Below are 14496 nucleotides of genomic sequence, written 5' to 3' on the forward strand. Positions count from 1 at the left end.
TCGCCAAGTCGGGCCGCGAGTCAAGTCTCGAACGTTATCGTTACAAGCGCGTCGTCCGCGTTGCCGAGAGGGAAGGAGCTCGTGCTCGTCTGGATGGAGGTGAGGGCGGGCACCGCGTCGAGCAGTTGCTGCAGATCGAGCTTCTTGCCGGCTCCGTGCACATAACGAACCTTGACCGTCGTCTTGCCCGCCTTGATGGCCGCCTTGATCCGCAGCGCGAATTCCTGGACAGTCGAGGCCGAGTTGTCCGCCAGAAGATACTTGTAGCCGACCGCCTCTTCCAGATTCGAATAGAACACTTGCCTGGAAGCGTCCTTCGCCTTGAGCGCCGCCACCGTCTTCTGATAGGACGTCGTCGCGGCGGGATAGGTCTGCGTCCACTTATGGTCCCGTTTGATCTGCTCATCGGTCAACAGGTAGTACGAGTACGTCGTTCTCCCCTTCACGTCGGGAACCGGATCGTCGAACGTCGTGTCGAGATGGTACCACGCCCCGTCCAGCTTGACGAGATTCCAGGCGTGCGCTCCCGTCGAGACGGTCCCTTCCGCGATCCGCACCTCCACCCCCGCGTCCTTGAGCAGCCGATAGGCGAGCGAGGCATAGCCCTGGCACACCGCCGTGCCGGAGGCCAGCGCATCGTAGGCGGAGTGCTTCTTGAGCGTGCGATCGTACGCCACGTTAAGCAGAATCCAGTCATGAACCGCCTTGACCTTCTGATGAGCGTTCATGCCCGGCTTGATGATCTCCGCGAGAATCTCCTTGGAACGCTTGGCCACGTAGGCGGATTGCGTCGCATTTTCCCAGTAGACGACCTTGATGGAGACCGTTGCCGTCTTGCCGTTGGATTTGGAGTTGTAGTTGTAGGACTTGACCGTATAATTCACGTAGTCGTCCAGCTTCATCGCCGCCTCGAAAGCCTCGTCAACCGCCTTCACCGAAGCCGATGCGCTCCCGGACACCTGAACGGAGAATGCCTCGCTGCGGGCGTTAAGCTGCTTCTGGATCGTCGACACCAGCGTTGCCGATGCCGTCCCGCTCGTCGCCGCCGCCACCTCCGCCGCCCCCGGCTGCCCCTGCGGAATGGCGCACCCCGCAGTCAGCACCGCAATCGCGACACCGGCCGCCGCCGCTCGTCTCCATCCCTTCTCTCCCATCGCGAACCCGCTCCTTTGCCCTGATGATAGGTTGCTCTCTCTCCTTATCCTACCAGAGTACGGGACGAACGGCTATCGGGCGAATGTCCCCCGCTTGTCCCTCCGTGTATCCGCGGCATCGGCGTTTGGAATTGGCGGCGACCGTGCGCCGCCGTTCCGATGCCACGCGCCATGTTGACGCGGATTCCGACATGTAGCCGGAATTTCATGCGTATTGGCCCGCTCTGGGCGCAGGCGGGGCCTGCGAATGTGAAATTTCGCATACATTCGGCGGATTCGCGGCTGCGGCGGCCTGCGAATGTGAAATTTCGCATACATTCGGCGGATTCGCGGCTGCGGCGGCCTGCGAATGTGAAATTTCGCATACATTCGGCAGATTCGCGGCTGCGGTGGCCTACGAATGTGAAATTTCACATACATTCGGCGGAATTGCGGCTGGATCGGCCTGCGAATGTGAAATTTCGCATACATTCGGCGGAATCGCGGCTGCGGCGGCCTGCGAATGTGAAATTTCGCATACATTCGGCGGATTCGCGGCTGCGGCGGCCTGCGAATGTGAAATTTCACATACATTCGGCGGATTCGCGACTGCGGCGGCCTGCGAATGTGAAATTTCACATACATTCGGCGGATTCGCGACTGCGGCGGCCTGCGAATGTGAAATTTCGCATACATTCGGCGGATTCGCGGCTGCGACGGCCTACGAATGTGAAATTTCGCATACATATCGGTGGTTATTCGGCAGAAACGCGGCTGGACACGGAATGTACTCGGAATTTCATGCTTATTCGCTCAATACGGCGGCGGGTCAAGAGCTTCCAATCCGCATCGCTGTGCGGTTTTAACTTGATGGTTTGTAACTTGCTGGGCTAAATTCATTCGTTCAGCTTATATCGCGGGAATCGGGCGCCCATTCAACGTTAATTAAACTTATTTTAATTTGAAAATACTTATTCTTTTGGAAAATTGTGTTGACATATCCACTTGAATAAACTTACAATCGATCTGAGCTTAGTTGATAATGATTATCATAGTCAATTAAGCGAGAATTGTCCATACTCTTCGTCGTTCCCGCCTGGAGTTTCTATATGGAGGAGGGTCGTGCACAGAACGCAGCCAGACATACGGAACGCTCGGGAGTAGACCGCCGGGGAGCATCCCGGCCCGGTCCTGTTGTCCGCCGCACTGTCGTTTAAGCTGTAGGCTCGCCGTCTTACTAAATTTAATCCTAAAGGAGTGTATCGATGATGTCTTTCACGTTGAAAAAAGGAATTCCCGCTCTGCTCATGGCCCTGGTTCTCTCTGTCGTTATGATGATCGGCTCGGCTGCCGCGGCTACGGCCCAGGATTACACGATCGTGAAGGGCGACGATCCGACGCAGACGTCGATGGCCGACGATTATGCCGTCAAGCCCGCTTCCGTCGACACGGACGGCTACACGACGACGCTCGGCTTCACGACATCGATCCTGTACAGCGTCAACTCGCTGAGCATCTCCAACGATGGCGGCTTGACCTACACGACGTACTATGGAACAACTTCCGGCAGCGTGAAGAACTTCACGTTCCCGATCTATGACTTCACGTCCAACACGAAGGCCAAGATCGCCGTAACCGTGTTCGGCTTGTACAACGCGACGTATGACATCGAGTTCGAGTGGGCGTAACCGCTCGCCGGTTGATTCGATTTAAGATTTAAAGTGCTGTAACTGCATTAACTGCTTGACCGGCGGCCTGAAGGCGGCCGCCGGTTCAATCCCATAGCTGCGCGCCGGACATAAGCTCCGTCGCGCAAGCGGCAAGGAGACCGGCCTCGCGTCGGCCTCCTTGCCGCTTGCGCGTGCCGGGAAGACTCCCGAGTGCGGACGTCGGCAGTGCAGCCCATTCAAGAGAGGAGAGTTTATACGTGTCTATTACCCGATCGACCGCATTATCCTTGCAACGCCTGATTGCCTTATCCCTTGTATTCGCCATGATTGTCGCTCTGCTTGTTCCCGGAGGGAAGCATGCGGAAGCGGCGGCGTTCCCTGCCGTTCAATTGGCGGATGGGGAATACGAAGTTCCGTTCACGATCTTGGAGAACGGGAAGGATAGCACCTCGTATGCCCAACAATACGTTGAGTCACCCACCGGCAAGCTGATCGCTTCGAACGGCAGCTACAAGCTGGCTTTCACGTTCAACAACTATGATTGGTTTGAATATTGGGGCTCCCTGAAGCCCGGCGCCACTACGAACACGCAGACAGAAAACTTCGCGACAGCCCAAGTCGTGGACGTAGCGTCAGGCTACAGTATTCGAGGCCCAGAGTTGGAGTCGAAGCTGGTCGCAGGCTATTACGGTACGGTCATCTTCACGATCAACAATCTGTTGGTCGACCAGACCGTGCTGATGCATATCGTAGTCAAGGATTTATATGTTGACACCAGCTCCGCTTATCCGGATGGTCAATGTCCAACCGGCAATAGAAGCGATTGCATCATCGAATATCCCGCCTACGACCATTGGTACAATGCGCAAGTAAGAATCGACACAAGCGATCTTCCTCTCGTTCCTGTCAATCAGAGCGAGCAACCAACGGGGCCGGATGTGGATCTCGCCGCGTTGACGGAACAAATCTCCGTGGCGACGACCGTGTACGATGATTCCGCAGACGGCTACTGGGAAGGCGCTTATATTCCCGGCGCCCGCGCAGGATTGAAGGTCGCCATCGACCAAGCCGAAGAATTGGCGGGAGATGCGGAAGCGACGACTGAGCAAATCACGCTCGAATATTACTCTCTTGCCAGAGCGCTGGCCGACTTCGAAGCGCTCCGGGTCAGCGTCGACAAGTCGTCGCTGCAGGAAGCGATCGCCCAGTTGCAAGCGTTCCAGCCGACAATCAAGGTTTACGGCGCCGCTTCAGGCAATGTCAACATCTACGCGGTCGGCGAGATGCCATCGAGCTATGCCACAGCGATAACCAGTACTCTGAACACCTCGCTGACGGTTGCAGGCAACGTTTATGCAACACAGAAGCAGGTAGACGCTCAGACGACGACCGCGAATACGGCACTGCAGAATGCACTCGCCAATATCATTCAAGGCAGCTCGACGAACCTGATTGTGCTCGATTCGGTGGCTTCCGATGCGACGATCTCTGCACAAGCTTCCTTGTTCTCGCCGAATGCGACGATTCTGCAAGTCAACACCAAGAAGGAATATGCGAATGTTACGTTGAATGCTCCCGCCTCGAATTTCTCTTCGTTGGCCTACAAGCGTCCAAGTACCGACGGAACGAACACCTTTATCGACACTAACATTACCCCGTTAAAGGTTGCCGAGGACACCAGCGCTCCATCGTATACCATTCAGCTTCAGACCCAGATCGCGACTGGTTCCACCGCAGTCAACAGCGGCATCCTCAGCTTCAGCTATGTTTTGGCGAGCGATCCCGGAACGACGAAGACCGTCTATCTGAGTCTCAATGGCTATCGGCTCGCCGCTCTCAACGATGAGATCGCGGACGCGACCGAGCTATACGAGCGCGCGAAGGATGGCGATCTCTCGGGCCGCTACGGAGATGACGCCCTGGCGTCGCTCAAGAGCGCAATCGACGCAGCAGCCGTTGTCGGCAATCGTCTCTCTGCGACGAAGCTGAATATCTCGGGCGCCTCGACAGCGCTTGGGACGGCCGTGAACGCATTCCTCTCTGCGGAACGTGAGACGGTTTATTATTCGGCCGCGGATGCAACAAGCGGCGAATTCGCCAAGGCTTACTCGCACTTCGAATCTCCGGCTTATCTGGGGACGAAGGACGGAGAGAGCTTCGCGGTTCTGGTCATTCGCGACAGCGCTCATCTTCCATCGCTTCAATGGAAGAACGAGAGCGGGCAGTACGAGGATGCGGATGTACTATACTCGAACACGACCGATAACTACCGGATCGTTCTGCTTCCTTATTCGGAGGAAAAGAGGACTATTGCCGTTCGGGCAACCACGCTTGATGCGGACACGTCCGCTACGCAGACAAACGACATCGTGCTGAACTTCAACAATGTCGACAACGGAGCGTTGGCGGACGCCTATCTCTCCGCTTCCGCGCTCCTCGGCGGGGCGGCAGCAGGCATCTCTCCCGGCCAATATTCCACCGGAGCGATCTCGGCCTTCGCCGCGGCAGTCTCCGCTGCCGGCCAGCCTGCCTCCGACGCTGACGGCACGCAGGAGAAGTCCGACGAGGCGCTGGCAGCGTTGGCCGCAGCCAGAACGGCCTTCGTGGCGGCAGTCATTCCGTCCGGAGACCCGTCCGATCTGCAGACGCTCCTCGCCGAAGCTCAAGCGGCCCTGACAGCCGCAGTCGCCGGCATTGATGCCGGCCAATATCCGGCTGACGCCCGCGACAGTCTGGAAGCCGCGATTACGGCAACCGAACAGCTTCTGGCGCGGGAAGCGAGCGACATCGAGATCGGCCAGCAATTCTCCGTTTTAAACTCCGCTTTGGACGCCCTTGAGAATGCGGAGATTCCGGCAGGCGACAACACTGCGCTGCAAGCCAAGATCGCCGAAGCGCAGACTCTGCACGACAACGCGGTGGTAGGAAGCAGCTACGGCAATTACAGCCTCAGCTCGAAGACCGCGTTCGCAGCCGCGATCGAAGCCGCTCGGGCCGTTGCGGACAAGAGCTCTTCGCAGGCGGTTATCGATGCATCGCTGGCTGAGCTTGAGCGGGCCGGCTCAACGTTCCAGGCATCCATGATTACTTCGACGTATACTCCTGGTCCGTCGACAACACCTGACCCTCAGCCGGATGAAGATACTCAGGAAGAGGACGGAACCGACACTTCGAACAACGGCAACTCCGGCTCGTCCGGAAGCCAACCGCAGACGACGACGTTCACGGATGTCGCCAGCAATTGGGCTCGCGAAGCAATCGGACGCGCGGTCGATCTCGGCATCGCCAAGGGCTTCGCCGACAACTCCTTCCGTCCGAACGCCGATGTCAGCCGCGCCGAATTCGCGGTGTTCCTCGCCCGCGCGCTGAAGCCGGCCCTATCGAACGGCGGTTCGTCTTCCGGCACGCTTAAGGATCTGTCCTCGATTCCCGCTTGGGCGAGAGACTCCGTAGCGGCCGCCAACGCAGCCGGTTGGATTCTGGGCTACGAGGACGGCTCCTTCCGTGCGGACAAGAAGATCACCCGGCTTGAGCTGGCGATCATCATCGCCCGCGCAGCCAATCTCCCCGCCCCGACGGATGCGTTGTCCCTCGACTTCGCGGATTCGGACCTCGTCGCCGACTGGGCGAAGCCTGCCGTCGCGGCGGCGGTCGCCGCCGGCCTGATCCAAGGCAAGGACGGCAACAAGTTCGATCCGTCCGCCCCGGCTACCCGCGCCGAAGCGCTCACTCTGATCCTGCGCCTTCTGGATTGGCAAGCGGATCAAGCCGCTCAGTCTGCCCAAACCGGGCAAGCTGATCAAGAAACTAACTAACACAATCCTTCAATAAACAGATGGGGCCACCTCGGAAGTCGTAAAACTTCAGGGCGGCCCCTGCTTTTTATGCGGTTTTTCACATTCATCACCCCAGACTCTGCATCGATCGAGGTGTTTTGTGTGGTTTAATACGAAAATTAAGTCTCGCTAATGGCGGTCTGTACCGGATTTAGACAGAAAAGTCCCACCACCGTCTAGCACCGTCCCGACGCGGTCGGCATGTTGGTGAGTTGGCGAGTCGGTGAGTTTATTTCTATATTATGGTGGATAGAGTCGCTATCCCCCTTCTGAACCCTTATTCCTCTTCTCCCCTTGGATCAGGAACCTCCGCTTGCCGATCATGCCCTTGGGTCTTAGGACAGCCAATTCCCTTTGCACCTCCTTATCCTGAACGAAAGGGAGAAGAGACCTAATGCCGCCAGAGGGAATAGACGCCTGGGGGAGTTGGAAGCGATGCCGGGCGGGATGGCAAGTGGAACGAACAGTCGATAGGCGGGTTTTCCGCTCATCTCCCTCTCCAACTGCCTCTTCGGAGCTCCGTTGTACGGGTTTCTCGCACATCTTCCTCTCCTACCGCCCCTTCGGAGCTTCGTTGTACGGGTTTCTCTACTAACTCCGCTCCTCCTGCCTTTCCGCAGTTGGCTTTTCATCACTGCGGATGGCCGTATACGGCAAATTTTCATGGTAGGGGGTGACAACACTCATGTTGTCATAGTTGTTTTTCACATAAATTCCCGCTCCCCATCGACGCTGCCGGCAACACGCCAACTTCGCCGCATATGCCGGACCCCGGCCAACCTAAAATGACAAAAAAAGGTCGGCCGGGTAGCCCCGTGCCGACCTTTATCTTCATTGTAAAGCCGCCTTGCGTTTAACCTCACCTTAATTCCAACATCGCCTTGATTTAACGCTGCCTATTCCTTCGACACTTCGTCCTTCAGAGCCTTCAGGCGCTTCATGACGTCGTTCGCGCCGCGGCCGAAGTAGTCGTGCAGCGTGCGGTACTCCTGGTACAGCCGCTCGTACACCGCGACGTTGTCCGGGATCGGCTTGAACGTCTCCTCACGCACGCGCGCCATCGCCTTCGCCGCGTCGACGACGCTGTCGTAGCCGCCCTTCGCGCTGCCCGCTGCGACCGCGCCGAACATCGCCGCGCCGACCGCCGGCGTCTGCTTCGAGTCCGCGATCTTGATCTCGCGATTCGTCACGTCCGCGTAGATCTGCATCAGCAGGCGATTCTTCTGCGGCAAGCCGCCGCAGGCGTATACTTCATGCACCGGAACGCCGTTGTTATGGAAAGCATCGATGATCGTCCGCGTGCCGTAAGCCGTCGCTTCGAGCAGCGCGCGGTACATCTCCTCCGGCTTCGTCAGCAGCGTGTAGCCGACGACGACGCCCGTCAGGTTCGTGTCCACGAGCACGGAGCGGTTGCCGTTCCACCAGTCGAGCGCCACGAGACCGGATTCACCCGGCTTGTATGCGGAAGCGCGCTCGGTCAACCATTGGTGAATGCCGACGCCGTCCTTCTCCGCCGCTTCCTTCACATACGCCGGCACTGCTTCTTCTACGAACCATTCGAAGATGTCGCCGACCGCCGATTGCCCCGCTTCATAGCCCTTGTACCCCGGGATGATGCCGTCCTCGACGACGCCGCACATGCCTTCGACTTCGACTTCTTCGGTGCCGAGCAGCATGTGGCAGATCGACGTGCCCATCGCCATGACGAGCTTGCCTTCGTCCACGACGCCTACCGCCGGAACGGCCGCATGCGCGTCGACGTTGCCGACCGCGATCGCCGTGCCTGCCTTAAGGCCGGTCAGCTCCGCCATCGCCGGCGTCAGCTCGCCCGCCTTCGTGCCGAGCGGCTTGATGTCGCCGCGCAGCTTCGTCTCGACCAAATTCTCAAGCCGAGGATCAAGCGCGGCGAAGAACTCCTTGCTCGGATACCCCTCCTGCTTGTGCCAGATGGCCTTGTAGCCGGCCGTGCAGCTGTTGCGCACGAACTCGCCCGTCTCGAATTGACCTGTCAATTGCGAGATGACCCAGTCGGTCGCTTCGGTGAACCGATCCGCCGCCTCGTACACGTCCGGCGCCTCGTCGAGAATCTGCCACACCTTGGCGATCATCCACTCCGACGAGATTTTGCCGCCGTAGCGCGGGAGGAACTTCTCGCCGCGCTCCGCCGCGATGGCATTCAAGCGATCCGCCTCGTCCTGCGCCGCGTGATGCTTCCACAGCTTCACCCAGCCGTGCGGATTGCGCTCCCACTCCGGCTTCAGGCAGAGCGGCGTTCCGTCCGCGTCCACCGGCAGCATCGTACACGCCGTGAAGTCGATGCCCAGACCGATGACATCGTCCGCCGCCACGCCCGATGCCGCGAGCACCGCCGGAACCGACTTGCGCAGCACTTCGATGTAATCGTCCGGATGCTGAAGCGCCCAGTCGTGCTCCAGCTTAATGCCGGATACCGGCAGTTCCTCGTCGATGACCCCGTGCGGATAAGGCGTCACATGATCCGCGATCTCCTGACCGTTCGCCAGATCCACAAGCACGGCGCGACCGGACTGCGTTCCATAGTCGACGCCGATGGCGTACTTCTTGCTCATCGTCCATTCCTCCCATTGTGCTTAGTGCTTATTTATAGTAAGTATTTATTTTCCGCTTCAAACCGTTCTGCGCTCAGTGCTCCTTGCCCGGCTGGCCGTAGTAGGCGTTCGCTCCGTGCTTGCGAAGGTAGTGCTTGTCGAGCAGCTCCTGCTGCATCGACGGAATGCCGCCGTTCAGTTGGCGCGTATGATATGCCATCTTCGCCACTTCCTCGAGCACGACCGCGTTGTGCAGCGCGTCCATCGGGTCCTTGCCCCACGCGAACGGCGCATGGCTGAACACGAGCACGCCCGGCACCGCCTTCGGGTCGATTCCCTTGAACGTCTCGATGATGACATTGCCCGTCTCAAGCTCGTACTCGCCCTTGATCTCCTCCGCCGTCATCGCCCGCGTGCACGGAATCGTGCCGTAGAAGTAGTCGCCGTGCGTCGTTCCGAGCGCCGGAATGCCTTGGCCCGCCTGCGACCAGATCGTCGCCCAGGAGGAGTGCGTGTGCACGATCCCGCCGATGCCCGGCCATGCTCTATATAAGGCAAGATGGGTCGGAGTGTCCGAAGACGGACGCAGATTGCCTTCGACAACGTTGCCGTCCAGATCGAGGACGACCATCTGCTCCGGCGTCAGCTCCTCGTAAGGAACCCCGCTCGGCTTGATGACCATAAGGCCCGACTCCCGGTCGAAGCCGCTGACATTGCCCCACGTGAACGTAACGAGACCGTAAGCCGGCAATTCCGCATTCGCTTGGCACACGCTCATCTTCAATTGCTCCAACAACTTGCATCCATCCCTTCCCGCATAACCGTTATAAAGTCCTTAATCCTTCGAGCCGTCCTTCAAGCCAGCCTTAAAACGTCCTTCAAACATCCTGCAAAACGTCCGCATTCGAATCCGCTTCCATTATACACTTGTACGTACATGTATGTCGAGAGGTCCGTTCAATAACGTTCACCTGTTCAGACAAGAAGCGCCACTGAGACGATAAGCACCACTGAGACAAGAAGCGACAGAACGCCGAGCGTCCTGCCGCCTCCCTGCTGCCTGTTCCTTACGCCGGAGGCGCCGTCGATTGCCGAGCCACAACCTGCGGAACGAACAGCCAGCCCTCGTCATCCTGCCGCGCCCCCGCCTCCAGCATGGAGATGAGCAGCCCGGCCGCCTTTTCCCCCAATTCCTCCTTCGGATGGTTCACGCTCGTCAGCTTGATCTCCGTCGCCGTCGCCAGGAACGAATCGTCGTAGCCGATCATCGACAGATCCTCCGGCACGCGCAGCCCCGCTTCCCGCACGATGTCGAGCAGCGCCACCGCCAACTGATCGTTGTAGCAGACGATGCCGCTCGGCCGATCCGGTCGGCCCAGCCACTCGCGAAGCACCGAGGCGGGCAGCGTCTCCCTCTGCTCGGTCTCGTAGCGGACGATAAGCTCCGGATCGACGGGGATTCCCCGTTCCCGGTGCGCCCGCACGAACCCCTTCATCCGATTCACGCCCTGAAGGTCGTCCGTCTTGAAGAAGCCGGCGATCCTCCGATGCCCGAGCGAGAGCAGATGGTCCGTCGCCGCGCGCCCGCCCGCCTCGTCGTCCTGCTTCACGACCGGGCAGTCGAGATCCGGGTATCGCTCGTTGATCATGAGCAGCGGAATGTCGTGGTACTGCATCGCCATATAAGCATCGAAGTTCGGGTTGCCCTCCGCGCTGCGCGTCGGTTCGACGATGAGGCCGCACACGCCCTGGCTCAGCATCATCTCCAGACTCTCCCGCTCCCGGTCCTTGCGGTTGTCGGTGCTCGAGAGCAGCAGCCGGTAGCCCTGCTCCTTCAGCGCGGCTTCCACGCCCCTAACAATAGATGGAAAAATATAATCCGATATATAAGTCGTCATCATCCCGACCGTGCGATTGCCGCCGGCGGATCTCCGTTCCCCCGACAGCCGCGAGACGAACGTGCCTTTGCCTTGCTCGCGCGACAGCCAGCCCTCCTGCACCAGCTCGCCGATCGATTGGCGCACCGTCTGACGGCTCAGGCCGAATTGATCGGACAATTCGTTCTCCGAGGGCAGCTTGTCCCCCGGACGGTAGCGCCCGCCGGCGATCCAGGAGACGATCTCTTCTTTAAGCTTCAAGTATTTCGGGGACTGCGAACTCAAGCCATTCACCTCGGACGAAGTTGATAGGCTCATTATAGCATACGCGAGAACTTGTACGTACCTTTAGTTCGTTTTGCGCAGTGCGGTGGGGGGGACACCTTTGTAGCTTTTGAACAGGCGGCTGAAGTAATAGACATCGTGGAACCCGTGGGTGAGCGCGATCTCCGTGATCGTCTTGTCCGAATGGCGAAGGTCGAACTCGCTGCGATTGACGCGCACGAAGTTGATGTAGTCGGTCACCGAACGGTCCGTCAGCTCCTTGAACGTCCGTCCGAAGTGGTACCGGCTCATCTTCGCGACGGCGGCCAGCTCCTCGACGGACAGCTTGCGCGAGTAATGCTCCTCGATGTGGCGCAGCACCGGGTCGATCCTCTCGAGCTTGCGAAGCCGGGACGAATACTCCTCATGGGAAAATTGTACAGCGACGTGATGGCGAAGCAGCGCGGTCAGCAGACGATAGATCCAGGACTTGACGGCCAGCTCGTACCCGAACGCCTCGCCGAAAAACTCCTCGATCAGCGAAGTCAGGCTCTCCCGAACAAGCGGATCGTCGGACACCTTGTTCGCGAAGCGAAGCCGGCTGCTCGCGATCGGAGCGATGTACTTCGTCTCCACCGCATCGACCGTGCGGCTGTGCAGCAGAACGGGATCGATGATGATCGCGTAATAGAACACGTTCTCGGACAGAGTAATGCCGTAGTGAAGGTCCGTGCTGTTGAAGACGAAGATGTCTCCCGGCTTCGCGTCGTACTGCTCGGCGTTGCACGTGAACCGCGCTTCGCCTTCCATGACATGGATGAATTCCAGATGCGCGTGCCAGTGGTTAGGGAATGTGGTCTGGCCGGACTTGCCGAAGCGATTGCGGTGAATCTTCATCGGGAACAGCGGGTCCGGCATATCCATCTCTTCTCGAAGCATCGGGGATTTGTCCAAGTCCCTCACCTCCTGTCGCACGATTTTACAAAAGTTCAGCATGACCGTTCATGGCTCTATTCCTCTATTCATTCTATATTACCTTGTGAGAGAAGCAAACCCGATAAGGAGCGATTACACGTGGCAAAAACCGTCAATATCGGCGTCATCGGCACCGGTTCGATCTCGTTCGCACACTTGGACGCCTATGCCGCCCACCCGGATGTCAAGCTGGTCGCCGTCGCGGACATGAACGCGGAACGCGCCGCCGAGACCGCACGGAAATACAACGCGGAACGAAGCTATTCGAATGTCTCCGAGCTGCTCGCCGATCCTCAGATCGATGCGGTCAGCATCTGCACCTGGAACAACACGCACGCCGACCTCGCAATCCAGGCGATTCGCGCCGGCAAGCATGTGCTCGTCGAGAAGCCGCTCAGCCGGACGGTCGAGGAAGCTCTGCGCGTCCAGGAAGCCGTCCGCTCGTCGGACCGCATCCTGCAGGTCGGCTTCGTTCGCCGCTTCGACCCGAACGCCCAGTTGTTGAAGCGGTTCGCCGAGCTCGGCGAGTTCGGGGAGCTCTATTACGCGAAGGCATCCAACCTTCGCCGCCTCGGCAATCCGGGCGGCTGGTTCGCCGACGTCGCCCGCTCCGGCGGCGGTCCGCTGATCGACATCGGCGTGCACGTCATCGATCTGATCTGGTACCTGATGGGCAAGCCGAAGCCGGTATCGGTCAGCGGCAATGTGTACCATAAGCTGGGCAACCGTTCGAATGTGCAGGGGCTCAGCTTCTACAAGGCGGCGGACTACGATGCGTCGCTGAACACCGTCGAGGATCTGGCGAACGCGGTCATCCGCTTCGAGAACGGAGCCTCGCTGCTCGTCGATGTCAGCTTCACGCTGCACGCCAGCAAGGACGAGTCGTTCGTCAAGCTGTTCGGCACGAAGGGCGGCTTCGAGGTCGACCCGGAAGTGAAGATCGCGACCGAGAAGCACGACATTATGGTGAACATCGCTCCCCAGACCGACGACAAGGGCTTCAACTTCGCGAAGGCTTTCCAGGAGGAGATCGCCCACTTCGTCGCCTCCGTTCAGAACGGAACGGAGCCGCTCAGCCCGGTCGAGGACGGCGTCGCCGTCATGAAGATGCTTCGCGCGGTGTACGAGTCGGCCGAGAAGGGCATCGAGATCCGGCTGGACTGATTGAGACTCGTTGAACGGAAGGAGACTTATCCCAATGAAGCTTGGACTTAGCACGTACAGCCTGCAAGGCGCTCTGAACGCGGGCGAGATGACCGTTCTGGACGTCATCGACTGGATCGCCGATCATGAGGGAGAACACGTCGAGATTGTCCCGATCGGGTACGATCTGACGGGAGAGCCTTCGCTTATCGAGCAGATTAAGGAGCGAGCCTCGGCAAGGGGGATCGATATCTCGAATTACGCGATCCGGGCCGAGTTCGACACGGAGAACGAAGAGGCCTATGAAGCCGAGATCGCCCGCGTCATGAAGGAAGTCGACATCGCCGCCGCGCTCGGTGCGAAGAAGATGCGCCACGACGTCGCGTTCGGAGAAGACACGTCGACGGAGCGCTTCCAGCGCGAGCTTCCGAAGCTCGCGGCCGCCTGCCGCCGCATCGCCGAATACGCGGAGCAGCGGGGCGTCGTCACCAGCCTGGAGAACCACGGCTACTTCATGCAAGGCAGCGAGCGCGTGCTTGCGCTGATCGATGCCGCCAGTCATCCGAACTTCCGACTGACGCTCGACATCGGCAACTTCCTGTGCGCGGACGAGAACTCGGTCGCCGCGGTGAAGCGTACGATCGCGAGTGCGTCGATCGTTCACTTGAAGGACTTCTACGTGCGCGCGGAGAACGTGCGCCCCGGCGAAGGCTGGTTCCCGACGGCGGCCGGCAATCACCTGCGCGGAGCGATCTTCGGCCACGGCGACATCGACACCCGCGAGGTGCTGCGAGTCGTGAAGGCGTCCGGCTACGACGGCTATCTGTCGCTCGAATTCGAAGGGCTCGAGCCTTGCCGCCTCGGAGCGCGGCTCGGGCTGGACAACGCGCGCCGGATCTGGAACGAAGTTTAACCATTACTGTCAGGGTGTCGGTTGCGATTTTATGTGGTTTTTCACATTCATTGGCGGGAATGAGCGGGAATCGCGACGTTTTATGTGATTTTTAGCATACATGCGGCAACTCGAGCCG

10 protein-coding genes are annotated in these 14496 nt (G+C 59.2%); 5 read left to right on the forward strand and 5 right to left on the reverse strand.

Annotation, left to right across the window (positions count from 1 at the left end; genetic code table 11):
* Window positions 1-20: 20 nt before the first annotated feature.
* Window positions 21-1154 (reverse strand): transglutaminase domain-containing protein, encoded by a 1134-nt coding sequence (locus tag E6C55_RS26790; RefSeq protein WP_136372910.1) that lies wholly within the window; start codon window positions 1152-1154, stop codon window positions 21-23.
* A 389-nt stretch (window positions 1155-1543) separates the two neighbouring features.
* On the opposite strand from E6C55_RS26790, the gene E6C55_RS26795 reads away from it, so the two are divergent.
* The 3 genes from E6C55_RS26795 (at window position 1544) to E6C55_RS26805 (ending at window position 6618) form a co-directional block, all read left to right on the forward strand.
* Window positions 1544-1999: a hypothetical protein gene (locus E6C55_RS26795; protein WP_136372911.1), complete on the forward strand. Its 456-nt coding sequence runs from the start codon at window positions 1544-1546 to the stop codon at window positions 1997-1999.
* A 402-nt stretch (window positions 2000-2401) separates the two neighbouring features.
* Window positions 2402-2821, forward strand: a complete 420-nt coding sequence (locus tag E6C55_RS26800; protein WP_168735895.1) for an NEAT domain-containing protein — start codon at window positions 2402-2404, stop codon at window positions 2819-2821.
* Window positions 2822-3060: 239 nt separating this feature from the next.
* Entirely contained in the window at window positions 3061-6618 is a 3558-nt protein-coding gene (locus E6C55_RS26805) for an S-layer homology domain-containing protein (RefSeq protein WP_136372913.1), read from the forward strand.
* 917 nt (window positions 6619-7535) lie between these two features.
* Here E6C55_RS26805 and E6C55_RS26810 read toward each other — a convergent pair.
* The 4 genes from E6C55_RS26810 to E6C55_RS26825 form a co-directional block, all read right to left on the reverse strand.
* A complete protein-coding gene (locus tag E6C55_RS26810) occupies window positions 7536-9227 on the reverse strand; it encodes a ribulokinase (protein ID WP_136372914.1) in 1692 nt (563 codons plus the stop codon).
* Window positions 9228-9300: 73 nt separating this feature from the next.
* Entirely contained in the window at window positions 9301-10002 is a 702-nt protein-coding gene (gene araD, locus E6C55_RS26815) for an L-ribulose-5-phosphate 4-epimerase (protein ID WP_136372915.1), read from the reverse strand.
* Window positions 10003-10273: 271 nt separating this feature from the next.
* A complete protein-coding gene (locus E6C55_RS26820) occupies window positions 10274-11401 on the reverse strand; it encodes a GntR family transcriptional regulator (protein WP_136372916.1) in 1128 nt (375 codons plus the stop codon).
* Window positions 11402-11431: 30 nt separating this feature from the next.
* On the reverse strand, window positions 11432-12301 hold the full coding sequence (locus E6C55_RS26825) for an AraC family transcriptional regulator (protein WP_456318735.1): 870 nt from the start codon (window positions 12299-12301) through the stop codon (window positions 11432-11434).
* 120 nt (window positions 12302-12421) lie between these two features.
* Here E6C55_RS26825 and E6C55_RS26830 point away from each other — a divergent pair, with 120 nt between their 5' ends.
* Together E6C55_RS26830 and E6C55_RS26835 are read left to right on the forward strand one after the other, a co-directional pair.
* A complete protein-coding gene (locus E6C55_RS26830; RefSeq protein WP_136372918.1) occupies window positions 12422-13486 on the forward strand; it encodes a Gfo/Idh/MocA family protein in 1065 nt (354 codons plus the stop codon).
* A 34-nt stretch (window positions 13487-13520) separates the two neighbouring features.
* Complete coding sequence (locus E6C55_RS26835) at window positions 13521-14378, forward strand: sugar phosphate isomerase/epimerase family protein (protein WP_136372919.1); 858 nt, start codon at window positions 13521-13523, stop codon at window positions 14376-14378.
* The last annotated feature ends 118 nt before the right edge of the window (window positions 14379-14496 follow it).

This window comes from Cohnella fermenti (assembly GCF_004801405.1).
In the GTDB taxonomy this organism is placed as follows: Bacteria; Bacillota; Bacilli; order Paenibacillales; family Paenibacillaceae; genus Cohnella; species Cohnella fermenti.